The 25,035-nt window shown below is 61.6% G+C and carries 22 protein-coding genes and 1 tRNA gene; 15 read left to right on the plus strand and 8 right to left on the minus strand.

The genetic code is table 11. The features are described from left to right. Position 1: 1 nt before the first annotated feature. From AC1DX3_RS12115 to AC1DX3_RS12135, 5 genes are all read right to left on the minus strand, one after another. Positions 2-1,045 (minus strand): alpha-ketoacid dehydrogenase subunit beta, encoded by a 1,044-nt coding sequence (locus AC1DX3_RS12115; RefSeq protein ID WP_476989553.1) that lies wholly within the window; start codon positions 1,043-1,045, stop codon positions 2-4. Between the two features lie 2 nt (positions 1,046-1,047). Next, the gene (locus tag AC1DX3_RS12120) at positions 1,048-2,277 is read right to left on the minus strand and encodes a thiamine pyrophosphate-dependent enzyme (RefSeq protein WP_476989554.1); all 1,230 of its coding nucleotides are present in this window, start codon (positions 2,275-2,277) and stop codon (positions 1,048-1,050) included. A gap of 276 nt (positions 2,278-2,553) precedes the next feature. After that, entirely contained in the window at positions 2,554-3,375 is an 822-nt protein-coding gene (locus AC1DX3_RS12125; RefSeq protein WP_476989555.1) for a glycine zipper 2TM domain-containing protein, read from the minus strand. Between the two features lie 101 nt (positions 3,376-3,476). Further along, complete coding sequence (gene dctA, locus AC1DX3_RS12130; protein WP_476989556.1) at positions 3,477-4,775, minus strand: C4-dicarboxylate transporter DctA; 1,299 nt, start codon at positions 4,773-4,775, stop codon at positions 3,477-3,479. After that, entirely contained in the window at positions 4,772-5,470 is a 699-nt protein-coding gene (locus AC1DX3_RS12135; RefSeq protein ID WP_476989557.1) for a fumarylacetoacetate hydrolase family protein, read from the minus strand. Before AC1DX3_RS12135 ends, dctA begins: the two co-directional genes overlap by 4 nt. 39 nt (positions 5,471-5,509) lie before the next feature. Between AC1DX3_RS12135 and AC1DX3_RS12140 the strand changes: the two genes are divergently transcribed. After that, positions 5,510-5,986, plus strand: coding sequence for a hypothetical protein (locus tag AC1DX3_RS12140; RefSeq protein WP_476989558.1), 477 nt, complete (start codon positions 5,510-5,512; stop codon positions 5,984-5,986). Beyond that, the gene (locus tag AC1DX3_RS12145; protein ID WP_476989559.1) at positions 5,979-6,791 is read left to right on the plus strand and encodes an NAD(P)H-hydrate dehydratase; all 813 of its coding nucleotides are present in this window, start codon (positions 5,979-5,981) and stop codon (positions 6,789-6,791) included. The genes AC1DX3_RS12140 and AC1DX3_RS12145 overlap by 8 nt, the downstream gene beginning before the upstream one ends. Here the strand turns inward: AC1DX3_RS12145 and AC1DX3_RS12150 are convergent. Both AC1DX3_RS12150 and AC1DX3_RS12155 read right to left on the minus strand, forming a co-directional pair. Next, entirely contained in the window at positions 6,748-7,164 is a 417-nt protein-coding gene (locus AC1DX3_RS12150) for a hypothetical protein (protein ID WP_476989560.1), read from the minus strand. The two genes, AC1DX3_RS12145 and AC1DX3_RS12150, sit on opposite strands and share 44 nt — an antisense overlap. A 68-nt stretch (positions 7,165-7,232) precedes the next feature. Continuing rightward, on the minus strand, positions 7,233-8,330 hold the full coding sequence (locus AC1DX3_RS12155) for a DUF3667 domain-containing protein (RefSeq protein WP_476989561.1): 1,098 nt from the start codon (positions 8,328-8,330) through the stop codon (positions 7,233-7,235). A 427-nt stretch (positions 8,331-8,757) separates the two neighbouring features. On the opposite strand from AC1DX3_RS12155, the gene AC1DX3_RS12160 reads away from it, so the two are divergent. Beyond that, entirely contained in the window at positions 8,758-9,633 is an 876-nt protein-coding gene (locus tag AC1DX3_RS12160) for a TolB-like translocation protein (protein WP_476989562.1), read from the plus strand. A 128-nt stretch (positions 9,634-9,761) separates the two neighbouring features. Here the strand turns inward: AC1DX3_RS12160 and msrA are convergent, their stop codons facing one another. Further along, positions 9,762-10,421, minus strand: a complete 660-nt coding sequence (gene msrA, locus AC1DX3_RS12165) for a peptide-methionine (S)-S-oxide reductase MsrA (protein WP_476989563.1) — start codon at positions 10,419-10,421, stop codon at positions 9,762-9,764. A gap of 148 nt (positions 10,422-10,569) precedes the next feature. Between msrA and AC1DX3_RS12170 the strand changes: the two genes are divergently transcribed. From AC1DX3_RS12170 to AC1DX3_RS12225, 12 genes are all read left to right on the plus strand, one after another. Next, positions 10,570-10,659: transfer RNA gene (locus tag AC1DX3_RS12170), tRNA-Ser, on the plus strand. A gap of 261 nt (positions 10,660-10,920) precedes the next feature. Continuing rightward, positions 10,921-11,550 (plus strand): DUF433 domain-containing protein, encoded by a 630-nt coding sequence (locus tag AC1DX3_RS12175; protein WP_476989564.1) that lies wholly within the window; start codon positions 10,921-10,923, stop codon positions 11,548-11,550. A 6-nt stretch (positions 11,551-11,556) separates the two neighbouring features. Further along, a complete protein-coding gene (locus AC1DX3_RS12180; protein WP_476989565.1) occupies positions 11,557-11,970 on the plus strand; it encodes a DUF5615 family PIN-like protein in 414 nt (137 codons plus the stop codon). Positions 11,971-12,058: 88 nt separating this feature from the next. Continuing rightward, positions 12,059-12,277: a hypothetical protein gene (locus AC1DX3_RS12185; RefSeq protein WP_476989566.1), complete on the plus strand. Its 219-nt coding sequence runs from the start codon at positions 12,059-12,061 to the stop codon at positions 12,275-12,277. Between the two features lie 866 nt (positions 12,278-13,143). Further along, complete coding sequence (locus AC1DX3_RS12190) at positions 13,144-13,620, plus strand: hypothetical protein (protein WP_476989567.1); 477 nt, start codon at positions 13,144-13,146, stop codon at positions 13,618-13,620. Between the two features lie 93 nt (positions 13,621-13,713). Continuing rightward, positions 13,714-14,889 carry a M23 family metallopeptidase gene (locus AC1DX3_RS12195; RefSeq protein ID WP_476989568.1) on the plus strand — a complete coding sequence of 392 codons (1,176 nt, stop codon included), beginning with the start codon at positions 13,714-13,716 and terminating at the stop codon, positions 14,887-14,889. Between the two features lie 188 nt (positions 14,890-15,077). Next, positions 15,078-15,689, plus strand: a complete 612-nt coding sequence (locus AC1DX3_RS12200; protein WP_476989569.1) for an RNA polymerase sigma factor — start codon at positions 15,078-15,080, stop codon at positions 15,687-15,689. Then, positions 15,649-16,632, plus strand: coding sequence for a FecR family protein (locus AC1DX3_RS12205; protein ID WP_476989570.1), 984 nt, complete (start codon positions 15,649-15,651; stop codon positions 16,630-16,632). The genes AC1DX3_RS12200 and AC1DX3_RS12205 overlap by 41 nt, the downstream gene beginning before the upstream one ends. A 310-nt stretch (positions 16,633-16,942) precedes the next feature. Continuing rightward, positions 16,943-20,296 (plus strand): TonB-dependent receptor domain-containing protein, encoded by a 3,354-nt coding sequence (locus AC1DX3_RS12210; protein ID WP_476989571.1) that lies wholly within the window; start codon positions 16,943-16,945, stop codon positions 20,294-20,296. Positions 20,297-20,402: 106 nt separating this feature from the next. Beyond that, on the plus strand, positions 20,403-21,887 hold the full coding sequence (locus AC1DX3_RS12215) for a glycoside hydrolase family 28 protein (protein WP_476989572.1): 1,485 nt from the start codon (positions 20,403-20,405) through the stop codon (positions 21,885-21,887). Beyond that, positions 21,880-23,448: a glycoside hydrolase family 43 protein gene (locus AC1DX3_RS12220; protein WP_476989573.1), complete on the plus strand. Its 1,569-nt coding sequence runs from the start codon at positions 21,880-21,882 to the stop codon at positions 23,446-23,448. Before AC1DX3_RS12215 ends, AC1DX3_RS12220 begins: the two co-directional genes overlap by 8 nt. Further along, positions 23,445-24,986, plus strand: a complete 1,542-nt coding sequence (locus tag AC1DX3_RS12225) for an MGH1-like glycoside hydrolase domain-containing protein (protein WP_476989574.1) — start codon at positions 23,445-23,447, stop codon at positions 24,984-24,986. The genes AC1DX3_RS12220 and AC1DX3_RS12225 overlap by 4 nt, the downstream gene beginning before the upstream one ends. Positions 24,987-25,035 lie beyond the last annotated feature (49 nt).

Below are 25,035 nucleotides of genomic sequence, written 5' to 3' on the forward strand. Positions count from 1 at the left end.
ACTAGTCCTCCATGCAGGCGCGCAGGGCCGGTATCACCCGCGACGGCCCCGGGAAATAATCCCATTCGAAGGCGTGCGGATACGGCGTATCCCAGCCGCCAACGCGACGGACGGCGCTTTTCAGGTGGTAGAAGCAGCGCTCCTGGACCAGGGCCGACAGCTCACCGCCAAAGCCGCCGAATCGCGACGCTTCATGGACGATGACACAGCGGCCGGTCTTTTTCACCGAGGCGACGATGGCGTCGATATCGAGCGGCACGATCGAACGCAGGTCGATCAGTTCGGCGTCGATGCCGGTTTCCTCGATGGCCGACAAAGCGACATGGACCATGGTGCCATAGGCCAGGACGGTGACCTCCTTGCCTTCACGCACGGTCGCGGCCTTGCCGAGCGGCACGGTGTAATAGCCTTCGGGGACCTCCGCCATGGCGTGGCCGGCCCAGGTCTTGACCTGGACATCGGGGCGGCCTTCGAAGGGACCGTTATATAGCCGTTTGGGTTCGAGGAAGATGACCGGATCGTCGCATTCGATCGAGGCGATCAGCAGGCCCTTGGCGTCATAGGGATTGGACGGGATGACGGTCTTCAGGCCGGTAATGTGGGCGAAGATGGCTTCGGGGCTCTGGCTGTGGGTCTGGCCGCCGAAAATGCCGCCGCCATAGGGCGAACGCACGGTGATCGGCGCCCAGAACTGGCCGTTCGACCGGTAACGCAGGCGCGCCGCTTCGGACACCAGTTGGTCGAAGGCCGGCAGGATATAGTCGGCGAACTGGATCTCGACCACCGGGCGCAAACCATAGGCGCCCATGCCGACCGCCGTGGCGATGATGCCGCCTTCGGAAATCGGCGTATCGAAACAGCGGGTCAGGCCGTATTTTTCCTGCAGCTTGTCAGTAACGCGGAAAACACCGCCGAAATAGCCGACATCCTCGCCGAAGACCAGGGTATCGGGATCGCGGTCCAGGGTGACGTCCAGCGCGCTGTTGAGCGCCTGGATCATGTTCATCGTCTTCACCTTGACGGCGTTCGTATCATCCAAGGCCATGATCAGATCCCCATCTCGTTGCGTTGTTCGATGTGGCGCCAGTCGGGCTCCTTGAACACGCCTTCGAACATTTCGCGGACATGCGGCTTGGACTTGCCGAGCGTGCCGATGGCCTCGCCTGCCTTGACCGCGGCGCGGATGGTCTCGATGACCTCGGCGACCAGGGCGTCGTGGCGGGCGTCGTCCCATTCACCGATCATGATCAGGTGCTGTTTCAAACGCTCGATCGGATCGCCCAGCGGCCAGTGGTTAGGCTCGTCGGCGGGACGGTACTTGGTCGGGTCGTCGCTGGTCGAATGGCCGGCGGCGCGGTAGGTGAAGAGCTCGATCAAGGTGGCGCCGTGATTGGTGCGAGCGCGTTCGGCCGCCCACTCCGTCGCCGCCCACACGGCCAAAAAGTCGTTGCCGTCGACGCGCAGGCCCGGCAGGCCATAGGCGATGGCCTTGGCGGCAAAGGTCGTGGCTTCGGCACCGGCAAATCCCGAATAGCTCGAAATGGCCCACTGGTTGTTGGTGACGCAAAGAATCGCCGGGGCGCGATAGACCGAGGCGAAGGTCAGGGCTTCGTGGAAGCCGCCTTCGGCCGTGGTGCCGTCGCCGACATAGCCGATGGCGATCTTGTCGTCGCCCTTATAGGCCGAGGCCATGGCCCAGCCGACGGCGTGGCCGAAACGGCTGCCGAGATTGCCTGAGATCGAATAGAAACCGTAGTCGCGCGCCGAGGTCAGGATCGGCAATTGACGCCCCTTAAGCGGGTCGGCTGCGTTGGAGAATATCTGGTTGACCATGTCGATCAGCGGATAGTCGCGCGCCATCAGCCAGGCCGACATGCGATAGGTCGGGAAGCTCATATCGCCGGCGCCAAGGCACAGGGATTGCGCCGCGCCGATCGCCTCTTCGCCGGTCGACTTCATATAGAAGCTGGTCTTGCCCTGGCGGTGGGCGCGGAACATGCGATCGTCGAAATGGCGCGTCAGCAACATGGCGCGCAGACCTTTCAGCATGACAGCCGGATCGAGCTTGGGGTCCCAGGGCCCTACCGCCTTGCCCTCATCGTCGAGCACGCGGACCAGGGTATAGGCCAGGTCGCGCATGTCGCGCTCATGGGCGGCGCTGTCGGGACGACGGACGCTGCCGGCGGCCGGAACCTCGACGTGCTCGAAATTGACGACGTCGCCGGGGCGCGCCGTCGGCTCGGGGATATGGAGTTGCAGCCTGGGAAGATTGGACATCTACGCTCCTGCCTGTACCTGTTCATTTATGTTTGGGCTTTGTGGCTACCCTTGAGGCATAGTTTCGCATGAAACTTGGTCATTTTCCATGCCCATTATGCAATCAACACAAAAATATTTCGCCCATTGCCCTAAATGCCGGTCAAACCATAGCGCATACACGCAAATATCGGCAATATTTCATCGCCCAGACGTTCAGAAGATTGTGATCTCATCGGTGGGCACTATGGCATCGCCCAGAAAAAACCCCGGGGCGGCGCCCCGGGGTTTCGTTTTTCAGTAGCCGCTGCTCGAATAGCTGCTGCTTTGGTAGCTCGACGATTCTTCATGCCAGCCACCCGAGTTGTCGCGCCAGCCATAGGCCACGACCTGTCCGACGTGCCAATTGCCGTATTCGTCCTGCCAACCGACGGCGCGTGGGCGGCCGTTATGCCAGACGCCCCGATCGTCGCGCCAGCCAGCGACCGCATAGCGCGGACGGGCATAGCCGTCCTGATAGTTGCTGTCGTCATTATAGCCGGAATTGTCGCCATAGTGATGATAGGGCTGACCATTATCGTAGGGCGCGGGCGGCGGTGGCGGCGTATCGTCGTCGTCATAGCCGTCGTTCTGGTCGGGATATTGCGTAAAGCCCGGTTGGCCGTTGTCGGTGGCGTAGACCGGTCGGCTGGTGTGATAATGTTGATAATAGTTCGAGCCGGGGCGATCGCGGAAATAGACCGTCTCATAGCCTTGCGGCGGCGGCGGCGGAGCGTAATAACCGCTCTGATAGGAATAATAGTCGCCGTTATAGCAAGTGACGGACGATTTGCCGACCTGGTTGCCGATCACGCCGCCGATAACGGCACCGGCCGCGGTGCCGACGCCTTTGTGGTGGGTATCGGAAAAGGTGCCGCCGATGGCGCCGCCGGCCACCGCGCCGATGATCGTGCCGTTGGTCTGGGCGTTCTTCTTGCGGGCGTAGCAGTAGCCGTCATAGTCGTTGGTGTTGTCGTTCTGATAGCCCTGATTGTAGGGCTGGTAGTTTTGCGCCTGAGCCATTGCAGGCAGGCCAAGAGCCATGGCCAGGGCAACGGTTGTGACATAGGTCAGTTTCATGTGGCGTCTCCTTGAGCGCGGTATTATGTACCAAGTGTGCGCCGTCGATCATAAGTTTACAATAAGGCGAGCTTTGGGCGCGACATTGTCACGCCGCGGTCTCACGCAGCGGGTTCTGGCGCCTCGGTCGCTTCAACGTCGCGGCTCAGGCCGGCCTTCATTTTTTCGCGGTCGAGTTCGTTTTCCCAGCGCGAAATAACGACACAGGCGACGCCATTGCCGATAAAATTGGTCAGGGCACGGCACTCGCTCATGAACTTGTCGATCCCCAGGACGATGGCCATGCCAGGTACCAGGGCGGGATGGACGACGGCCAGGGTTGCCCCCAGGGTGATGAAGCCGGCGCCGGTGACGCCCGATGCCCCTTTGGAGGTCAGCATGGCGACACCCAGAAGCGTCAGTTGCTGCATCAGGGTCATGTCATAGCCCATGGCCTGGGCGATAAACAGCGATGCCAGGGTCATGTAGATATTGGTGCCGTCGAGATTGAAGCTGTAGCCGGTCGGGATGACTAGGCCGACGACCGACTGCGAACAGCCCAGGCGCTCCATCTTGTTCATCAGGCCCGGCAAGGCGCTTTCCGAAGACGAGGTGCCGAGCACGATCAGGAGTTCGTCCTTGAGGTAGGCGACAAAGCGAAAGATGGAAAAGCCGGTCAGCCAGGCGACGATGCCGAGGACAACGAAGATAAAGAAGGCCGCCGTGGCGTAGAAGGTGCCGATCAGGGCCAGCAGGCTGCCCAGCGCCGCGGCGCCGTACTTACCAAGTGTAAAGGCCATGGCGGCGCCGGCGCCAAGGGGGGCCGCCTTCATGATCATGCCGATGATGTCGAACATGATCTTCGAACCCTGGTCGATCAGGTTGCGCACGCCTTGGGCCTGAGGACCCAGCCGCATCAGGGCGAAACCGGTCAGGACGGCGACCAGCAGGACCTGGAGGATATTGCCCTCGGCAAAGCCGCTGAGGAAGGTGTCGGGGATCAGTTTAAGGAAGAAGTCGCTCAGGGATTCGTGGGTTTCCGGCGCAACATATTTGGCGATGGCGGCGGCGTCGCCGGCGGCGTGCAGGCCGGCGCCCGGGCGCACGACATTGGCAACCACCAACCCTATGATCAGGGCGACGGTCGACAGGACTTCGAAATAGAGGATGGCCTTGACGCCGACGCGGCCGACCTGCTTGGCTTCCTTGACCTGGCCGATGCCGGAAACGACGGTGCAGAAGATCAGTATGGCAATGGTCATCTTGATCAGCTTGACGAAGCCGTCGCCGACGGCCTTGACCCAAGGCTGGGCCGCGACCTGGGGCCAGATCAGGCCGATGGCCGCCCCGATGACGACACCGATCAGGACCTGGACATAGAGATGCTTGTAGAAGGGTTTCTTGCTTACGTCGCTGGTCATGATTGGGCCGCCTCGCCGATGGTGATAACGCAGTCGCTTAAGCCGGCGATGGACACGGTGATGACGTCGCCGGGCACGACGGGACCGACTCCCGCCGGCGTGCCGGTATAGATCAGGTCGCCGGCTTCGAGGCGATAAAAGCGCGAAACATAGGCCACGACATCACCGACCGGCCAGATCATGTCGGCAAGGTCGCCCTGCTGTTTGACCTCGCCATTGAGGGTCAAGGCGATGGGGCCGCGGTTCATGGGGACAAGACCGTCGGCCGGATGGATCAGACCGATGGGCGCCGCCTGCTCGACATTCTTGGCGATGTCCCACGGTCGGCCCTTGTCGCGGGCGGCGAATTGCAGGTCGCGGCGTGTCATGTCGAGGCCTGTGGCATAGCCATAGATATGGTCGGCGGCGTGGCTGGGCGTGATATAGCGGCCGGGTTTGCCGATGGCGACGACCAGTTCCGCCTCGTAATGATAGTTCTGGGTTTCCGGCGGATAGGCAATGGTGCTGCCTGACGGCACGATGGTTTCGGCCCATTTGGTGAAGAAGAACGGCGGTTCGCGTTCGGCGTCGCCGCCCATTTCGGCGGCGTGGGCTGCATAGTTGCGGCCGATGCAGAAGACCCGGCGGACCGGAAAACCCTGGCCGCGCGTGGTAGGGATGACAACGGGCGGCTGGGGTTCGAAGAGAAGCTGCATTCCGGTTTCCTCAGGTTTCGCGGCAGACTATAAGGACGGATGACCACTGGCAATGATTCACGCAAATTGACCGCAACAGAGATCGCCGGCCTGCCTGCCGGTCTGGTTAAGGCGGTCGATATAGCCGGGGTCGAACTGGTTGGGCGGCATAGCTGGGTGTCGCGGTTGGCCATGCTCATCGGCCGCGGGGCGCAAATCGTGGTGCGGGGGCGACGCGTCTTCTGGCCCAGGCTGCAGGCCGATTTCAGTGATGATGCGGTCGCCATGTCGTTACTGGCGCACGAGTTGGTCCATGTCTGGCAATATGCCAACGGCATGACCTTGTGGGCCTATATCCTGCGCGAACGTGGAGTTTACCGGTACCAACTGGATGGCCGGTCCTATGGTGCGTACGGCTATGAACAGCAGGCGGCCATGGTCGAAGACTGGGTGCGACTGCATAACGGATTGGCGGCGCGCTGGGGCCATGGGGTTGACAGGAAGAGCCTGGAAGCGATTGTGCCTTTTCATGACTGACAACTCCCCCGACCTGTGGGCCCTGCCCCGCCTGAAGCTCGACGGCAGCAAGTACGACCGCGGCCATGCCGTCGTGGTCGGCGGGCCGGTGGCGGCGACGGGCGCGGCCAGATTGGCGGCCAGGGCGGCTTTGCGGGCCGGCGCCGGTTTGGTCAGTGTCGCTTGCGATCCGTCGAGCCTGATCGTCTATGCCACGCCCCTGGAAGCCGTGATGACCAAGGTAGTGCGCGATGTCGCGGGTTTTTCAGAGCTGGTCGGCGACCAGCGCGTGACGGCTGTGCTGATCGGTCCGGCGGCCGGGATCAATGACCGCACGCGCGGCCTGGTCCTGGCGGCGCTTAAGGCCGGGAAGTCTTGTGTGTTGGATGCCGACGCCTTGACCGTGTTTCAGGAGGCGCCCGGCGACCTGTTTCAGGCCATCGCCTCGCCGGTCCTGTTGACACCGCACGAAGGCGAATTCGCGCGACTGTTCGGCAAGGTGACGAACCGTGAGGCGGATGCCCTGAAAGCCGCAAAGGCGTCCGGCGCGGTGGTTCTGTTGAAGGGGTCGGATACGATTATCGCTGCGCCGGACGGCCGGGTCGTCGTCAACCGCGCGGCGCCGGCGTGGCTGGCGACGGCAGGATCTGGCGATGTGTTGGCCGGTATCGCGACGGGCCTGATCGCCCAGGGCATGGAAGTGTTCGACGCCGCCTGTGCCGCCGCTTGGCTGCATGCCGAGGCGGCCAGGCGCTTCGGGCCGGGCCTGATCGCCGAGGACCTCAGCGAGCAGTTGCCGGCGGTGCTGCGTGACCTGTTGAGCTGATCCGGCGTTCGCTGCGTTCGACGCCAAGAAAGGCAAGGATCAGCAAGGTTTCCAGGCCGAACGCAAAGCTAATGCCCCAGCCGACATGGCCGCTGGCCAGTTCGTAGAGCCCAAGCACGATCAGGGTGGCGCAGGCGGTGATGACGCCCCGTCCGGCCGCCACGCGGGCTTCACGCGACACGGTGTTTCTGAGGCTGAACAGGATGACGGCGATGGCGAAGAACAGGCAGGCCATGCGCCGCGAGACGAAGCCGCCGCCATAGTCGTAATCGAGGCGCCAATGCGTCAATATCCATTGCGGCAAGGCAAACCAGACGACGCCCAGGGCGAGGCAGAGGGCGGATGTGGCGGTCGCCAGCGGTTTGAAGGTCATGGGACGTATCCGGGGTGAGTTATGGCTTTTACGCCGTTAACTCTGCCCCGGTTCACCTGGCAGGCGAATTAGGCCGCCGCGGTCAGGCTTATGAACATCACGCCCAACAGCAGGATGGCAAAGCTGATCCCCGTCATGGCCCACAGGATCAAGGACTTGATAACGGCGCCGAAGACCGACGAGCCATAGCCGCCGCGCAGGGTCATGAAGAAGGTCACCAGCGTCCACAGGGCCACGATCAGGCCCGACCACGGCTTGACGATATTGGGCAGGACAAGATTGAAGGCGCTGGTCAAAAAGACGAAGGACAGCAGGTTCATCGCCACCAGCAAGTGGTCGTAAAGATAGAATTTTCGCCGGTATTTTTTGCCGGCGTACAACAGGCCCAAGGACAGGCCGATGATCGGCAGCAGCAGCAAGGCCAGGCGATGGCCCCAGGTGAACAGGGTATGGAAGAAGCCGTCGGGATTGTTCAGCGCCTTGATCAGGTCGGCCTTCAGCCACAGGGGGTGCAGGTCGGATTTTGAGACCATGTCGGACATGAAACGGGCGTCGTCGTCCGACATGGCGAAGATCTGGATGTTGCGGGTGACCGTGGTGTTGACCGTACCATCCGCGTTCTTTTTCCGCGTGACCGTGATGTTTTCGGCGTGCGGATCGAGGCCCGAAATCATGACATTGTCGGGATCCTTAGCCGCCTTGACCTGGCTCGATTGGGCCTTGGCGAGGTCGATATTGACCAGGGCGGTGTTTTCCGCCGCTGACGAGCCTTCATGTTTGCGCATCTCTTCGGATTTGTGCTCGGCGGCGAACATGAAGATCAGCAGGGCGACCAGGAAGATGCGAAACGGCGGCACGTGGCGCGCCATGCGGCCTTCCATCAGGTCGCGCGCCAGCTTGCCGGGGGCGAAGAAGAGCGGCGGCAGGGTCTGCCAGATACGGCCGTCAAGGTGGAACAGGCCCTCGAAGGCCTCGAGCAGAAGATGGAAGATCGAGCGGTGGTGGATATCGGCGTCCTGGCCGCAGCTCGAGCAATAGCGGCCGTGCAGTTCGGTATCGCAATTCAGACATTTTTGCCCCGGCGCCGGCACGAAGGCGTGGCCTTTGGTGCGGCGAAACCAGCCGCCGAAACCGTCCAGTGAAAAGAGTTCGAGTTCCTTCGACATGCCCCTGCCCGCGCAACACACCCACCGGAAAGGTGTTACGGCCGGCTGAAAAAGTAAAGACCAAATCGAGTACCGTGCTGGACCGGCGACATTTCCCACCATTGAGAAATATGTCAGCAGGGAAGCCGGCCCCTCTGCATAACGCATGCGCGGCTTGCTGATATTTCCAATCATCATGAAATATGTCGGCAGGGAATGGCGTTGTGGCGGCCTGGGTATTTCGGACATGGCTGCCTTGGCTTTAGGTTCAGGGGCTTTAGGTTCAGGAAACCCGACAGCGTGGCAAATGCGCTTTGTCATGTCAAGAAAAATTACGAACTATAGTCGTTTTACGAATTATAGATCGCATTGACCGCAAGACGGGCGAATGACAGAGGGCTTATCTGTCGCTATCATGGGTGAAACAGGCTGGGAGGTTCGCGCCGTGATGTTGATGAAAGCTGGTCTATGGGCGCTGTTGGCCTGCGGCGTGCTGGTGGCGGGCACCCGTGCCGAGACCGTCACATGGGGGCAACCGACTGCCTACGCGCCGGGCCAGGTGTCGACGGCCAATTCCGAGGTGCGGCTGAGCATCAGCCCGGACGGCCGACACGAGCTGTGGGGCGTGATTTCCGCCAGCAAGTCCGATCTCGATATCTATGAACGCGTCAAGACCGGTGCGACGTGGTCGCCGCCGCAACCGGTCGCTTTCAATAGCGAGGCCGACGATTTCGACCCAGCCTTCGCGGCGGACGGCAGCGGCGCCTATTTCTTCTCGAAGCGCGAAGGCGGGGTCGGCGGCGACGATATCTGGTTCGCGCCCTTGAGCGGCGGGCACTGGGGGACCGCGGTCAATCTCGGCTCGGGCATCAATACGACGCAAAACGAATGGGCGCCGACGCCCATGCCGCATGGCTGTTTAATGGTGGCGACGGGTGGCCACGATGGCAAGGGCGGCATGGATTTGATGGTGTTTTGCCGCACCGGCGGCGTCTGGGCGCGCTCGGCTGCCGTCGCGCCGGCGCTCGACAGCCTGAACACGGTGTCGAACGAATATGACGCGGCGTGGTTGGATGAGCGGCATATCGTCTTTGCCCATTCGGACAATCCGGACGAAGGCGCCAGCTTGTGGTTGGGGACGTTGAGCGACGGGCGATTTAGCGTTGAGGCTTTGCCGGCGGCGGTGAATGGCGAGTCCGGCTGGACTTTGGGGCCCAGTGTCAGTGGGCGCGAACGCGGCCAGCTGTATATTTCGTCGGGCCGCCAGGGAGGCCCTGGCCGCATGGATATTTGGCGGGTGTCTTGGGATGTGAGCGCGGATTAGGGTGATTGGAAGTAAGCAGGAAGGAAGACACCCCACCACCAACGCGCAAGGGCGCGTCGGTCCCCTTCTCCGCGCAAGGACGCAGGGAGGCATAAGAAATAGGCTACTTCAAATGCTATTTAACGTTTTTAGATAGCGCAGACGGCGCCGGTGCCTTTGAGGCCGCAATAGCCGTCGGGATTCTTGTCGAGATAGCCCTGGTGATAGCCTTCAGCGAAATAGAAGGGATGGCGGGCGGTGTCGGGATTGGTGGCGTCGGACGGCAAAAAGAGCTCGGTGGTGATGTCGCCCTTGCCGAGCGCGCGCATCTCGACCGCAAAGGCGTCGCGGCTGATCATGGCGAGGTCGTATTGCTCCGCAGTCGACGGGAAAATGGCCGAACGGTATTGCGTGCCGACATCATTGCCCTGGCGGTAGCCTTGGGTCGGGTCGTGGTTTTCCCAGAAGACCTTCAGCAGGTGCTGGAAGGTGACTTTCTTGGGGTCATAGACGACCAGCACGCCTTCGGTGTGGCCGGTCTGGCCGGTGCAGACCTCTTTATAGGTCGGGTTGGCGGTATAACCGCCGATATAGCCGGCGGCGGTGACATAGACACCCGCTTCCTGCCAGAACTTACGCTCGACGCCCCAGAAACAGCCCATGGCGAAGACGACGGTCTCTAAGCCGTCGGGATAGGGCCCTTTCAGCGGGGTATGCAGGACGATGTGGGTGTCGTCGGTCGGGATGGGCTCAGTGCGGCCTTTCAGCGCCTGGGCGGCATCCACCATTTGTGACTTGAGGCCGAACATTTGATGCTCCTTTGTCTGTGGAGACGGTTATACGCCGACGGCCTTTATATGGTTACAAAAAAAGCCTGCCGAAAGGGCTTGCTCTTCGTCGTCGTGTCGTTATAAAGGCCGCCTTCCGCGCGCCCTGACCCGGTGCGATTTGATGGATGGACAGGTGGCGGAGTGGTCGATCGCGCACGCTTGGAAAGCGTGTGTACGTGAAAGCGTACCGAGGGTTCGAATCCCTCTCTGTCCGCCATTAAAAAAGGCTCCCGCGAGGGGGCCTTTTTTTTTACGACTATCGGTCGAGGGGTTCGAACCCTCGAAGGAAAAAGTGGGTTCGTAACCGGAGTGCCGCAGGCACGCAGGTTCGGCGGACCGCAGCGCAGCCAATCCCTCTCTAAGCACCGACCGATTCTCCCTTGCTTCCCTTCTTTGATATCCTCGCAAACACAGAGATTGAAAAATCCACCAAAGTTGATTATATTCCGCTCCATCGGAAGACTTTTTGGAGATGAGCATGACAGCGGACTTGCTGAGCGCCACAGAGGTAGCGGCAGTTTCGCGAGTCGGCCTGCGCAACGTCAATCGCGTCATCGACGAACATATCTTGCCGGAAGCTATGGTGTCGCGCGTCAATGGTCGCTGGTTGTCGTCCGACGCTTGCATGTTCATCGCCTTCTATTACCAGACCGCGAGTCAACTTACGGCCGACGAACGCAAGCTGACTATCTCCAGCGCCAGCAAATTGTTGAAGCGATGGCGCGCGCCAAAGGCCAAACCCTCGGATTGGGTGATCTGGCGCGATTCCGTCGGCATAGATTTGGCGCCGTTTGCCAAGACAATAGACGAGCGCCTTTGCCGTCTGGCCGAGGCGCGCGAGATGGTCGCTAGTGATCCGGACATTCTCGGCGGCGTTCCCGTCTTCAAGGGCAGCCGCGTTCCTGTGCATGATGTCGCCGCATCCGTTGCCGCCGGTATATCGCACGAGCGCATTCTTGGGGCCTACCCTTCGCTTGACGCAAACAAGATCGATTTGGCCGTGCTCTATGCCGAAGCCAATCCATTGCAGGGGCGGCCACGTGCCGGCAAGGAGCGTCTGACTGGCGTAATGATGGTGGAAGACCGCCGTGTTGCACGACACCGATAGGGCCGGATGAAATTCCTGATTGATGAATGTCTTTCACCTGAGCTTGCCAAAATCGCACAGGCCGAGGGCTACGGCGAGAGTTCGCACATTGTCTGGCTGGGCCTGGCAGGCCGCAAGGATTGGGAACTTAAGCCTGTTATCCTGAACGGTGACTGGACATTCGTGACTAAGAATTCAGTGGACTTCCGTGGCTCTGCGTCAAAGCCGGGCAGCAAGGGACAATATGCCGATGTAGCCATCCATGCCGGACTGATCTGTCTTAACGGCCAAGGTATGGACCTTGACCTGCAAATCGAGCTTTTCCGGCAAGCATTGGATGCTGTGCACGCTGACAGCGACCTTATCAATCGCGTTCTTGAAGTCAGCTTGTCCGAAGGGTATTTCCATATCCAGCGCTATGCCCTGCCGCCGGAAGATTAGCGGCGGACAGAGAGGGATTGGCTGTGCTTTGCTTCGCCGAACTCCGTTTCGAACTCTTGGCAAAGATAATCACACTGGAGGCTTCATTTTGAAAATTGGCATGTACGGACCAGATTGGCCCAGACTCGTCGATCGCCGCAAAGAGCTGGGAAATTATGAGCCCAGAGACGAACCTGCGTTTGAACTTTTGGTCACGAATCTCGGCGAAGCGATATTAAAATATGAGGAAGCGTTTTCAGTTTCGATAGAGCCTTACGATGGTAGCTATCCGGAGATTCCGTTCACGCTGGATGAGCCACCACGTTAATTTTTCTATTCAAATGCCAGACGCCAAAAGCAATTAGTGGATATTCATATATTCCGAGCCGCGGAAGAGTTATGCGCAAAGCAAGATATACAATTCGCGCTGCGTGACGGCGATATTATCGAGATCGGCGAATTTGTCTGTTAGTCAACTGACGAACGGCTCAGAATTATTTTCTGATCCGTCAGTATCTAAATCGCGACCTTCGCCCGCCGTATTTCCTCCCTTTTGGGCCTGTTATCAGGGTTTAACAGGTGTGTTTCGGCTCATTGCGGGCGGATTTTCGCCGGTTGGAACTGCGCGAACGCCGCCCAATCTACCCTGTCGGCCGAAAGACGCGTGACCTTAGACCGCCTTATCGGGCTGCGGGGCCGGCCTATTCACCCATTTACACCCATTTAGCGGGGGAGGTTTGCGCGTTGTTGCCTGTTATAGCGCTCTTAGAGGCGGGTTGTGGGCACAGTTTCGGGTGTGCGTGGGGCCATCGACGGACCTCAAGTGGCTTTTGCAGCAAGGCACCCCACCGCCGCATCTAGAAAGCTGCGCTTTCGTCGTGCGGTCCCGTCGCTGTGAACGATATACGTTCACGACGCACCGCCCCGCCCGGGGGCAGGGAGGCATAAGAATGAATAGGCTGTTCTCGGCCGCTAGCCACTATGACTCGGTGAAAGTCAAATAGACGGATCTGTAAACCCGCCGCCCCGCATCACAGGGTGGACGGAAGAAGGTCAATATCCATAGCCACGGATATTCGCAGCTCGGCGCCGGCCGGCAGCCATATTCCACCCTTTGCAACAATTTGCGACATGGTCAAATGCGAGAAATAATTTCATATTTACAATAGTTTAATTTGAAAAACGAGGGACACAATGAAACACATCACACGTCGCCTATCCTTCGCCGTGCCGGCCCTGTTGGTGTTCGCGTCGCTGTCCACCACTGCCCAAATACCCAGTGTCGGCCCTGCGCCAGATCTGTCGACCCTGCGCGCCGCCACCTGCCCGGCCGGCTATTGGCTGCAGACCCAGGCCGCACCCGGGAGCTCGCTGCCAGCGGGCATGGTGGCGCAGGCCGGGCCCCGGCTGGTCGCTCGCTGTGTCGGCTTGGTGGTGGCGCCCGCGCCCACCTGCCCCGCCGGCGCACAGACGGTCGTGGTCAGGGGCGCCGATAGCTGCGTCGTTAAGGGCTTCAGCGCTCCGGCCAAGCCGGTTCGACCGGTCTGTGCCGGCTCGGCGCAACTGCGATTGGATGGCGCCGGCGACGCCGATCTGTGCGTTTCCGAGCAGATTGCGTTGCCTCAGGATGAGATCCGGTTGGGGTTGCCGTGGGGGTTTTCACTGAATTAAGCTACGCGCCGCCCCTTGTGATTTCATCGGCAACAACATAGCGTGCACGGGTTACCGAAGGTCATGGGGCCTTCGGTTCGGGAGTTCGGTGGCATGGGTGGGATGACAAAGATCGGCCGGGGTTTGGCGCTGGCGGGGTTGTTGGCTCTCGGTGCGGGAAACGCCAGAGCGGAGACGGCGCCGGTCGAGGCGCATCTGGTGTTTGCGCCGCAGGTCGTGCCCGCCAGCGACGGGTTGCGGCATCTGGCTTACGAAATCGAGCTCGGGAATTTTTACGACAGCACGGGCGTGTTGAAGCTCAGCGATGTTGAGGTGTTCGCCGATGGTTCGGCCAAGCCGTTGGCGCACATTACCGGTGCCGATCTTGCTGCCCTGTTGCCGCCGGGCGTCGAATTGGAGCCTGATAAAACCTTGGCCATCAAGGCGGGTGGACACGCGGTGGTCCTGATCTGGCTGACCCTGCCCAAGGATGCCGCCGCGCCGCGGATTTTGACTCATCATTTGGAGTTCAAGGCGCCGTCGGGCGCGGTGCAGACCGTCGACGGCGTGCCTGTTCCTGTCGATACGACGCCGCCCGTGATTATCGGTCCTCCCCTGCGCGGCGGGCTGTGGCTGGCCGACGAAGGACCGGGCAACGCGCAGTCGCACCATTGGGGCAGTTTGATCGCCGATAATGGCCGGCTGACCATCCCGCAGCGCTATGCCATCGACCTGTTCGGGCTCGATGCCAAGGGCCACGCGGTGGCCGTGCCGATCGACAAGCTGGCGCAAAGCCGGTTGACGGATTGGGCCGGGTTCGAGCGCGAGGTTTTGGCGGTCGCCGACGGTGTCGTGCGCGACGTCCAGGACGGCGTACCGGCGCATGATCCTTTGGCGGCGCAAGATCCCTCCGGCGACCTGACACCGAAGGCGCTCTATGGCAACTATGTCATCCTGGAGATCGCGCCGAATGTGTTCGTGCACTATGCCCATCTGAACACGGGCAGTGTGGCCGTGAAGATCGGCGACCATGTCAAGCGCGGCGACGTTCTCGGGCATTTGGGCGATACCGGTCAGGCCGGGGCGCCGCATCTGCATATTCATGTCTCCAATTCGGTCGGTTTCGCCGATTCCGAGGGGCTGCCGTTCGAGATCGACGGCTTCACCCTGGCCGGACGCGGCACGGAAAGCGACGCCTTGAACAGGGAGTCCGATATGCATTTGACCGCCGGTGAAGCCAAGTCCGTTCATGATGCCATGCCATTGAATGGCGATGTCCTGGGTTTTTAGGTCAGATAATCACCCACAATGTGACATATTTATCCACCATTCGGGACAAAATCGCTTCGGAACGTCCTCTTTGGCGAATGCCATTTGACAAAAAAGAGACCGGTGTCATTTCATGATAGCGCTATCAGATACGGCGCCCCCGAAACGATAAAAAGCGCCGGCGATATCGAAAACGGGAGAATGGGTGCATGGTTCGCGCCAGCGATGAACGGGCCCTGTGGTTGTCACGCTTTGTGCTGCAGCACGAGCCAGCCCTGCGTGCCTGGCTGAGCCACCGCCGCCCGGCCGGGCTGGAAATCGATGACATCGTCCAGGAAACCTATGCCCGGTTGATCACCGTCGAATCGATCGCCGGCATCAGCAATGTGCGCAACTACATGTTCCAGACGGCGTACTCGGTCATGGTCAGCCACATCCGCCGCTCCAAGGTGGTGTCGTTTCAGGCCGTCAACGATCTCGACGAACTGGGGGCCAGCGCCCACGAATCGAGCCCGGAGGATCAGGTCGCCGATCGCGACGAATTGAGGCGGCTGGCGCAATCGATCGCGACCCTGCCCGGCAAGATCCGGGACGTCTTTATCCTTCGGCGGGTCAGCGGATTGTCGCAGCGCGAGGTCGCCGGAAAACTGGGGCTTTCCGAGAGCACCGTCGAAAAACATATGAGCCGTGGCATTTTTTTGCTGATGGACTTAATTTCACATAGTGGAAATGATACCACCCGTGCGTCTAGGGCGTGGGGGAGCAAAACACACAGAGATCATGCCCGACCTGACGCCCAAAGAGACCGCAAAACAGATTGACGCCGCCGCGGCCGATTGGGCCGCCCGGGTGGATCGCGGTGTCTTGTCCGTGGCGGAGGAAAAAGAGCTCGACGACTGGTTGGCGGCCGATCCGCGCCGCGCCGGCGCCTATGCCCGGGCGCGGGCGGTTTCCATCTATTCCGAACGCGCGCGGGCCCTGGGTGAGCAGTTCGATCCCGCCAAGTTTAGAGCCGCCAAACCCGTCGCGTCGCGCCGGCAGTTCCTGTGGGGCGGCGCCGCGGCCGCGGCCATGGGCGGGGTGATGACGGCCGGGCTTGTCTTCGCCACGCGCGGCCAGGCCTATGTTACCAAGCGCGGCGAGATGCGCGTCGTGCCGTTGTCGGACGGCTCGGTCATCAGTTTGAACACGGACTCGCGTATGCGTGTGGCGTTTTCGGCGACGCAGCGTTTGATCCATCTCGACGCCGGTGAGGCTTTGTTCGACGTCGCCAAGGACAAGGCGCGGCCCTTTGTCGTTCATGCCGGCGACGCGGTGGTGTCGGCTGTCGGGACAAGTTTCATCGTGCAAAAGCTGGAAGGCTCGCCGGTTCAGGTTTTGGTGCGTGAGGGGTTGGTCGATGTGCGTCAGGCGGCGGCTGCCGTGCCAGTGCGCCTGGGGGTCAATATGCGTGCGACGGCGAATGAGGATGCCGGGGCATTGAAGCCGATCGTCACAGCTTCGGTCCAGCCGGCCGAGGTCGACCGGGTTCTGGCCTGGCGCGAAGGGCGGATCGCCTTCGAAGGCGAGACCCTGGCGCAGGCGGTTAGCGAATTACAGCGTTATAGCGATACGCGGATTGTGATCGACGATCCGTCTATCGCGAAGGAAGAGATCACCGGGCTGTTCCAGGCCAATGACCCTGTCGGGTTCGCTCAGGCCGTGGCGGCCAGTTTCGGGCTGCATGCGGATGTGAGCGAAAAGCAGGTGCGGATTCACCGGTAGGGTTTGGCAAGACCGTTTTGCCCCGCTTCCGGACAATAGGGCATCAAGAAGCTGTCAGGTTCAACCGGAATCAAGCGTTCTACATCTTGTCGTCATCGGCGGCCCCTCACCCGCCGGGCTGAAGCCCGGCACCCTCTCCCCATGAATGGGGCGAGGGGGAAGATAGCGTTCAAGTGGACGTAGCTGGCCGGGATTCGTACGTGAAGAAAGTTTCTTAACGGCACCATGGTGGAAATTTTCGGGTCCGTGCGTCTAGCCTTTCAGAAAGCCCGCATGCCATCAAAAAGGCGGGCTCGAACAGGAGGCAGGAATGCACACGATATATAAGGCAACGGGCAAATCGTTATTATTCGCAGGTACGGCACTGATCGGCCTGATGCTGGGCACGGGCGCCTGGGCACAAGCCAAGACGTTTAACGTCCCCGCCGAAGACGCCGTCAAGGCCATCCCCGAATTCGCCAGCCAGGCCGGCATCCAGTTGATCGCTCCGGCCGGGCGTCTGAGAGGCATTAAGACCCAGGCCGTCCAGGGCAATATGGACTTGCATGCCGCGCTTCAGCAATTGATCGCCGGCACCGGGCTCGAAGTCGCCTCGGACAACGGCACGGTCATTTCGCTGCGCGCCAAGGCCGACATTGGTGCCGACGCGCCTGCCCCGTCGGCGCCCGCCGCACCGGTGGCCGCGCCGCAAGCCGAGGCTGAAGAAACGGTCGTCGTCGTCACCGGTTCGCGCTTGAGCAATCGCGGTTTCAAGGCGCCGACGCCGGTCACCGTGCTCGACCAGCAGGAAGTCAAGCTGTCGGGCACGCAGAATGTCGACGTCCTGCTCCGCGACACGCCGCAGTTCACCGGTTCGCAGCTCAACAGCCCGACCGCCAATACCGTCCAGGCCGGCCAGCCGATCGGCACCGCCACCTTGAACCTGCGCAATTTCGGGCCGCAGCGTAACCTGGTCCTGGTCAATGGCCGCCGCTTCGCGATTACCGGCCCCGACTTCACCACCGACATCAACACCATCCCGGCGGCGCTGCTCAAGCGCGTCGAAGTTGTCACCGGCGGATCGTCCGCTGTCTATGGCTCCGACGCCATCACCGGCGTCGTCAACTTCATCATGCGCGACGACTTCGAAGGCGTCGAGATGAACGTGCAAAGAAGCTGGGACGAACATACCGGCACGCCGACCTCGACGGTCGACATCACGGCGGGCGGCAATTTCGCCGACGGCCGCGGCAATGTCGTCGCATCGCTCGACTATCTCAACCGCGGCGGCTATACGCGCGGCGACCGCGGAGGTTGGGCCGGGACCTCCTTAGGCGACGGCTGCGTCACCGCCGATTCGTGGAGCGACGACCGCGCCGGCACGCCGATGCCGGTGCCGTCCGGCCAGACCTGTTTGTCGGCCGGCGGCCGCCCGGGCTTGATTTTCAGCGGTTCGGCCACTGTCCCCAATGGCCGCATCGGCAATTTGCCGGTCGTCGGATCGGCCAATTCCAATCCGGCGCTGGACGCGGCCCTGATCGCGGCCGGTTTGCAGAACATGACGACCCTGGGCGCCATTTTCGACACGACCGGCAAGACGGTGCGGCCCTATGTGGCGCCGGGCGATGCCTATGATCTGGGCCCCCTGTCCTATATCATCACGCCGCAGACGCGATGGATGGGTAATATCTTTGCCCATTACGATTTCAACGACCATATGACCGGCTATATGGAAATGCATTACAGCGACAATGTCGCCGATGTGCAGATCGCGCCGACCTCGGCATCCGGCAACTTCCTGGTCAATACCAACAATCCGTATCTCAGCCCCGAAATGCGCAATGTTCTGGTCCAGTTGGATGCCAAGGAAACCGGGCCGGCCAATATCACCGAAGGCAGCCAGACCCTGACGACCACGCCGAATGACGGGTTGGCCATCCTGAACCTCAACCGCCGCCTGCCCGATATCGGCACGCGCTTCTCGACCTCGGACCATTCGGTCTTCCGTACGGCCATCGGCATGCGCGGCCATTTGGGCGACGCTTCGCCGAATTTCCTGCGCAACCTGAATTACGACGTCTATTACACCTATGCCAGGACGTCGGAATCCGACACCCAGACCGGCTCGATCTCACTTAGCCACTTCCAGAACGCCATCCTGTCGCAAGGCGGCGCGGCGCCGGTGCTCAATCCGTTCGGCCAAAACATGACGGACGCCGGCAAAACGGCCATCCTGATCTCGTCCAATGCCGGGCTGCGCGCCGAACAACAGGTCGTTGCCGGCAACCTCACCGGTGAGGCGTTCGACCTGCCGGCTGGGCCCGTCGACTTCTCGACCGGTTTCGAATGGCGCTACGACAACGCCAAATATATTCCCGACGCCTATTTGGCCTCGGGCGATGTCTCGGGCTGGAACGCCGCCAAGGCGACCAGCGGTTCGACCACGGTCAAGGAAATCTATGGCGAAGTCCGCGCTCCGCTGCTGTCCGGGATGGCCTTGGCCAAGCGTCTCAGCATCAATGGCGCCTTCCGCTATTCCGACTATAATTTGAAGGGCGTCGGCGATGTCTGGACCTATTCCCTGGGGTCGGAATGGGCGGTCAATAACGACATCGCCTTCCGCGCCCAGTACCAACACGCCATTCGCGCACCGAATGTCGGCGAACTGTTCGGCGGCGCTGGCACCAATGGACCGTCGGCGAGCGACCCGTGCTCGAGCCGCCAGCCCGCCAGCCAGCAGACCGATGCCGTCAGGCAACTTTGCATCGCTACGGGCGTGCCGGCCGGCCTGGTCTTCGATCCGTCGATTCAACCTTCCAACTTCCTGATCCAGGTTACGGGCGGTAATCCTGATCTGACGGCGGAAACCTCCAACACCACGACGATCGGCGCCGTCTTCACGCCGACGGCGATCCGCGGCCTGGTGGTCAGTGTCGATTATTACAAGATTACCCTGGAGGACGCCATCTCGACCCTGGGCGGCGGCAGCCTGCAAAACGTGTTGAACCTGTGTTACAACACCATTCAGAAGGCCGACAGCGTCTATTGCCAGGCCATCCATCGCGATCCGATCACCGGCCAGATCGCCGCCCCCAACTATGTCACGACCACCAATGCCAATATCGGCGGCATCAAGACATCGGGCGTCGATATCGAAGGCCATTACGGCTTCGGCACCGATTGGGGTATGCTGGGGTCCAGCCGTTGGGATCTTGGCGCCAATGTAACCTATGTGAAAGAGTTCACCGTCACACCGATCCAGGACATCCCGACGATCAAGAACGCCTGCGTCGGGGCCTTCGGCTCCACCTGCGGTCAACCGATTCCGCACTGGAAAGGCTCCGGCCGCGTGACGTGGAAGACGGGCCCGCTCACCCTGTCGGCGCGCGCCCGCTATATCGGCAAGGTGACGGTAGACAGCTACGTTGTCCCCAAGGCCCAGGGCAAGACCTATCCGGCGCTGGAAAACCTGACCAATCCGGTCATCGACGCCCAGACCTATCTCGACCTGACCATGGTCTATGATTTGAACTCGTCGCTTCAGTTGACGGCCGGCCTACGTAACGCGCTGGACAGGGATCCGCCGGTCCTGGGCTCGACCCAGTTACCGAGCGACAACACCATACCGGCGACCTATGACGTCCAGGGCCGCGTGATCTTCGTAGGTATCGACGCGAAGTTCTAACCCTTCCCGCCAGGGAGCGGCCCCCGACGCCTACCCTGGTTACCTGAGCCCGGCGTTTCATACCGCCGGGCTCGTTTTCTTTTCCCGAGAGGACTAAGGTATTGTCATGAGCCAATCGTTTCAACCGTCCCGTCGTAGTGTTGCCCTGGGCGTGGGTGCCGCGCTGGCCCTGACCGGGCCGGCGCGCGGCGACACTATCGGGCCGGTGTGGGCCGATGAGCTGCGCACATCACTGGAACGGATGGCGGATGAGTTGAAGGCAGTTTTAAAACCGTGGCACGGGCCGAAGTTGATCGTCACGCCGGAGGATTTTGGCTATGCCGGTGGCAAGGCGACGACGACCATCCAGGCCGCGATCGATCAGGCAGCACAGCGCGGCGGCGGCACGGTGCGTTTGCGGCACGGCGACTATGTCAGCGGCACGATCGACCTGCGCAGCGGTGTAAGGCTGGATATTGCCAGGGGGGCGCGGCTGCTGGCCAGCCTTGATCTCGCTGACTTTCCCGACCGCATCGCGAAACGCCCGACCGTGATGGACAGCAATATGGGCATGAACCAGTCGCTGATCTTCGCCGAGGGTTGCAGCGATATCGCGCTCTCCGGTGAAGGCACGATCGACGGTCGCGGCGCGTCGTTCCATGGCGAGGAGACCATCCACGGCACGCCAGGTCGGCCGTTTTTGATCCGCGTCATCGACTGCACGCGCGTCCATGTCAGCGGTTTGCGCATGGTGGATTCGCCGTGCTGGATGCAGAACTACCTCAATTGCGACGACCTTTTGATCGAAGGCCTGCATGTCGAGAACCAGGCCAATTTCAACAATGACGGGCTTGATATCGATGGCTGCCGGCGCGTGATCGTGCGCCATTGTTATATCAGCTCGGGCGACGACTCGATCTGTTTTAAGGGCGCGTCGGAACGGCCGACCGAACAGGTCCTGGTCGAACATTGCACGCTGTACAGCTCATGCAATGCGCTGAAATTGGGGACGGATTCGCAGAGCGTCTTTCGCAATGTGCTGGCGCGTCATCTCGAGATCGGCGGGGTGTCGGACACGATGCGGCATATCAAGCCGGTGGGCGCGGATTCCGGCATTTCATGGGAAATTGTCGACGGCGGCACGGCGGAGAATATCCTGGCCAGCGACATCCATATCGTCCGCGCCCGCAGTCCGCTGTTCCTGCGGCTGGACGACCGTGGGCGGGTGCGGCCGGAGGAGCCGAAGCCGGGGGTCGGCACGTTGCGGCGGATCGTCTTCGAGCGCATCACCGGTGAGGATAACGGTCCGCGCGGGTCGTATTTCATCGGCATTCCGGCCAGGGCGATCGAGGACGTGGCCCTGCGCGATGTCCGTCTCGACAGCCTGCCCACGGTCAAGCCTCCGTTGAACGAGGCGGATATTCCGGAGCTCTACGGTGTCTATCCGGACGCCCACATGCTTGATACGTTGGGGGACGCGCCGGCCTACGGCTTGTGGACGCGGCATGTGACCGGGCTTACCTTAGTGAACGTCAAGGTGGTTCCGACCGGGCCGGACGCCCGGCCGATGCTGCGGGTGACGGCGGATACGAAGGGGGTGCGCATTGCTTAAATATCTCGTTCTCGCGGCCGCCCTTGTCGCAGCGCCGGTGCATGCGGCGCCGGCGACTTACAGCAATCCCGTCCTCTATGCCGACTATTCCGACCCGGACATCATTCGCGTCGGCAAGACCTATTACCTGGTGGCGTCGAGCTTCCATTTCTCACCAGGCATTCCGGTGTTGAAATCCGAGGATCTGGTGCATTGGACGATTATCGGTCATGTCCTGCCGAAACTGACCTTCGGGCCCGACTACGACATGCCCGGGCCGGTCGTTTTGACCGATGCGACGTCCAAGCCGACCACCGGGACGCGCTATGGCGGCGGGGTGTGGGCGCCGGCTCTGCGTTTTCATGACGGGCTGTTCTACGTCTATTGGCCGACGCCCGATGAGGGCGTGTTCATGGCGACGGCGAAGGATCCGGCCGGGCCGTGGTCGGCGCCTGTGCAGGTCATGGCCGGCCCGGGCTACGAAGACCCCTGCCCGTTCTGGGACGATGACGGCCAGGCGTGGTTGATCCATGGCAAGGTCGGCGCCGGGCCGCTGATCCTGCATCACATGAGCGCCGATGGCACCAAGGTGTTGGATGACGGCAAGATCGTCGCCGAGGACAGGGTCAACCTGCCCTATCTCGAGGGGCCGAAACTCTATAAGCGACACGGGTGGTACTATATTTTCGCCCCCTATGGCGGGGTCGAAACCGGCAATGAGGCCGTGTTGCGGTCGCGCAGCGTCGAAGGGCCTTATGAAGCACGGACCGTGTTGGAAAAAGGTACGACCTCTGTGCAAGGACCGCATCAGGGCGGCTATGTCGAGACGCCGTCGGGCCAGGGCTGGTTCATGCATTTTAACAGCACAGGCGCTTTCGGGCGTATCGGCCATTTGCAGCCGGTGCGGTGGCAAGACGATTGGCCGGTCATAGGTGATCCTATCCCCGGCACGACGTCGGGCCAGCCGGTCATGCGCTATAGATTGCCCGATACCGGTGTGGTGTCGCATGCGCGGATTCAGGACTCCGATGAGTTCGCGAGCGAGACGCTGGGCTTGCAGTGGGAATGGAACCATAATCCCGACGACAGGCTTTGGTCGCTTAAAGCGCGGCCGGGCTACTTGCGCCTGCATGCGGGAAGCGCGGAGCATCTGGTGGCGGCGCGCAATACGTTGACGCAAGTTTTGCACGGGCCGAACGAGACGATGACGGCGCGGATCGATATTGCCCACATGACGGACGGACAGCGCGCCGGTTTGGCGCTGTTCGGGGTGCGGCCGATCTGGATCGGGGTCGTGCGCGAGGGCAGGCAAAATCATGTCACCCTGTCGTCCGCCGGGGTCGAGACGACGGGGCCTTTGGTGGCCGGGAGTACGATCGAGCTGCGGGCCGAGGTGTCTGAGGATCGTTCGGCGGTCATGTCCTACAGTTTCGACGGGAAGACCTTCGTGCCGATGGGCGGGGCCAATCTGTGGCGGTTCTCGTGGTGGAAGGGCAGCCGCCCGGCTCTGTTCAGCTATACCACCGGCGCAGATGGCGGTTTTGTCGATGTCGACTGGTTCCATGCGGAGAACCGGCCGTGATCCGGCGTCAGGTTCTTTTGGGCATGGCGGCGGCGGCCGTGCCGGTCGGTGCGCGGGCCGACACCGTTGCGCCGAAGTTTCGCACTTCCAATGCAGGTTGGCAGGCGGCCTATGACAAGGCGCTGAACGTTCTCGCCGCCAATGTTCAGATGATGCCGCGCTATTCGCAGCCGGTGCTGATCGAGGGCGCGGTCTATCAGGGCATCTGGATGGAATGTGGGCCGCACGAGGCCACGGTCTATCGCAAATTCCGCCCGGATGTGGCGCGCAACAGCCATATGAGCTTTTTCGAACTGCAGCGCGCCGACGGGCAATTACCGTGCAACAACAAGGTGGCCGAGACCGGCTTCGGCCAGATCCAGATGGTCGTGCCGATCGCCGCCACGGCGTGGGAGGTGGCGAAGGCCACCGGCGATGATGAATTGTTGCAGGCGGCCTATCGCGGGTGTTCGATATGGGACGACTGGCTGATGCGGTACCGCAATATGCGCGGCACGGGGCTGGTCGAGGGCTTCTGCACCTACGATACCGGCCACGACAATTCGCCGCGCTGGGCTGGTATCCCGCCGCAGTGCCCGAACAAGGACGCCAAGCGTTTTCCGGCCGGGTTTGCCCTGCCGCGGCTGTGTCCGGATCTGTCGGCGACGAGTTATGGCGGGCGGGTGGCGCTGAGCGAGATGGCGAAGGCTTTGGGCAAGGCCGCCGAGGCCGATATGTGGGCGGACAAGGCGGAAAGCTTGCGCCGGTTGATCCTGGAGCGTTTGTATGTCGCCGCGGATGCGGCTTTTTATGACTTGGATGCCGACGGCAATTTCGTCCGTATTCGCGGCGATATACTGACGCGGGTGTGCGGTGAGCATGTGCCGGACCAGGCCTTATTCGATGAGCTGTGGACGCGGCAGATCCATAATCCGCAGGCCTTCTGGGCGCCGTACCCGTTGCCGTCGATCGCTCTGGATGACCCGCAATTCGTGCGGCCGATCCCGGCCAATTCGTGGGGTGGGGCAAGCCAAGCCCTGACCGCCCTGCGCGCCGGACGGTGGATGGAGCGTTACGGCCGGCCTTCGGCGTTTGCAGTGATGATGGACGCGTGGTGCCGCGCCTTACAGGCCGATATGACGTTCCGCCAGCAGCTCGATCCGGTGAGCGGCGCGGTGACCGAGGCCGAGGCGCCTGGTTATTCGCCGGCGGCGCTGGTGATGATGGACTATACCTGGCGGCTGGCGGGCGTGTGCGAGCTGCCCAATGTCCTGCACTGGAATGTTCGGCCGGGCCATCCGGCGGCGCAGGCGGCGGTATTCCGTTTGCCATTGGACAAGGGCGGGACGGCGGAAATGCATTATGACGCGAAAGGCGCGGTGTTGAGCCTTTCGGGTAAGGTTCTGGGGCGGATCGACGGAACAGCGCGGCTGGTGACCGATTTGTCCGGAAAGCCGTTGTCATTGATCGGCGTAGCGGAGACCGCGGCCACGGTGCGCGTGCGGTTGGGGCCGGCGCGCAAGGTGACGCTGAAATCGGATGATATTGTCCAGTTGTAGCGAGATGATCTCAGATTGAAACTGTGAGTTCAAGAAAGAACCCCTCACC

The sequence above is a fragment of the Asticcacaulis sp. P2_B1 genome, assembly GCF_056404915.1.

Bases quoted from the DNA above. Each gene is read 5' to 3' on its own strand.
- AC1DX3_RS12115 (WP_476989553.1), bottom strand. From the start codon at position 1,045: ATGGCCTTGGATGATACGAACGCCGTCAAGGTGAAGACGATGAACATG.
- AC1DX3_RS12120 (WP_476989554.1), bottom strand. From the start codon at position 2,277: ATGTCCAATCTTCCCAGGCTGCAACTCCATATCCCCGAGCCGACGGCG.
- AC1DX3_RS12125 (WP_476989555.1), bottom strand. From the start codon at position 3,375: ATGAAACTGACCTATGTCACAACCGTTGCCCTGGCCATGGCTCTTGGC.
- dctA (WP_476989556.1), bottom strand. From the start codon at position 4,775: ATGACCAGCGACGTAAGCAAGAAACCCTTCTACAAGCATCTCTATGTC.
- AC1DX3_RS12135 (WP_476989557.1), bottom strand. From the start codon at position 5,470: ATGCAGCTTCTCTTCGAACCCCAGCCGCCCGTTGTCATCCCTACCACG.
- AC1DX3_RS12140 (WP_476989558.1), top strand. From the start codon at position 5,510: ATGACCACTGGCAATGATTCACGCAAATTGACCGCAACAGAGATCGCC.
- AC1DX3_RS12145 (WP_476989559.1), top strand. From the start codon at position 5,979: ATGACTGACAACTCCCCCGACCTGTGGGCCCTGCCCCGCCTGAAGCTC.
- AC1DX3_RS12150 (WP_476989560.1), bottom strand. From the start codon at position 7,164: ATGACCTTCAAACCGCTGGCGACCGCCACATCCGCCCTCTGCCTCGCC.
- AC1DX3_RS12155 (WP_476989561.1), bottom strand. From the start codon at position 8,330: ATGTCGAAGGAACTCGAACTCTTTTCACTGGACGGTTTCGGCGGCTGG.
- AC1DX3_RS12160 (WP_476989562.1), top strand. From the start codon at position 8,758: ATGTTGATGAAAGCTGGTCTATGGGCGCTGTTGGCCTGCGGCGTGCTG.
- msrA (WP_476989563.1), bottom strand. From the start codon at position 10,421: ATGTTCGGCCTCAAGTCACAAATGGTGGATGCCGCCCAGGCGCTGAAA.
- AC1DX3_RS12175 (WP_476989564.1), top strand. From the start codon at position 10,921: ATGACAGCGGACTTGCTGAGCGCCACAGAGGTAGCGGCAGTTTCGCGA.
- AC1DX3_RS12180 (WP_476989565.1), top strand. From the start codon at position 11,557: ATGAAATTCCTGATTGATGAATGTCTTTCACCTGAGCTTGCCAAAATC.
- AC1DX3_RS12190 (WP_476989567.1), top strand. From the start codon at position 13,144: ATGAAACACATCACACGTCGCCTATCCTTCGCCGTGCCGGCCCTGTTG.
- AC1DX3_RS12195 (WP_476989568.1), top strand. From the start codon at position 13,714: ATGGGTGGGATGACAAAGATCGGCCGGGGTTTGGCGCTGGCGGGGTTG.
- AC1DX3_RS12200 (WP_476989569.1), top strand. From the start codon at position 15,078: ATGGTTCGCGCCAGCGATGAACGGGCCCTGTGGTTGTCACGCTTTGTG.
- AC1DX3_RS12205 (WP_476989570.1), top strand. From the start codon at position 15,649: ATGCCCGACCTGACGCCCAAAGAGACCGCAAAACAGATTGACGCCGCC.
- AC1DX3_RS12210 (WP_476989571.1), top strand. From the start codon at position 16,943: ATGCACACGATATATAAGGCAACGGGCAAATCGTTATTATTCGCAGGT.
- AC1DX3_RS12215 (WP_476989572.1), top strand. From the start codon at position 20,403: ATGAGCCAATCGTTTCAACCGTCCCGTCGTAGTGTTGCCCTGGGCGTG.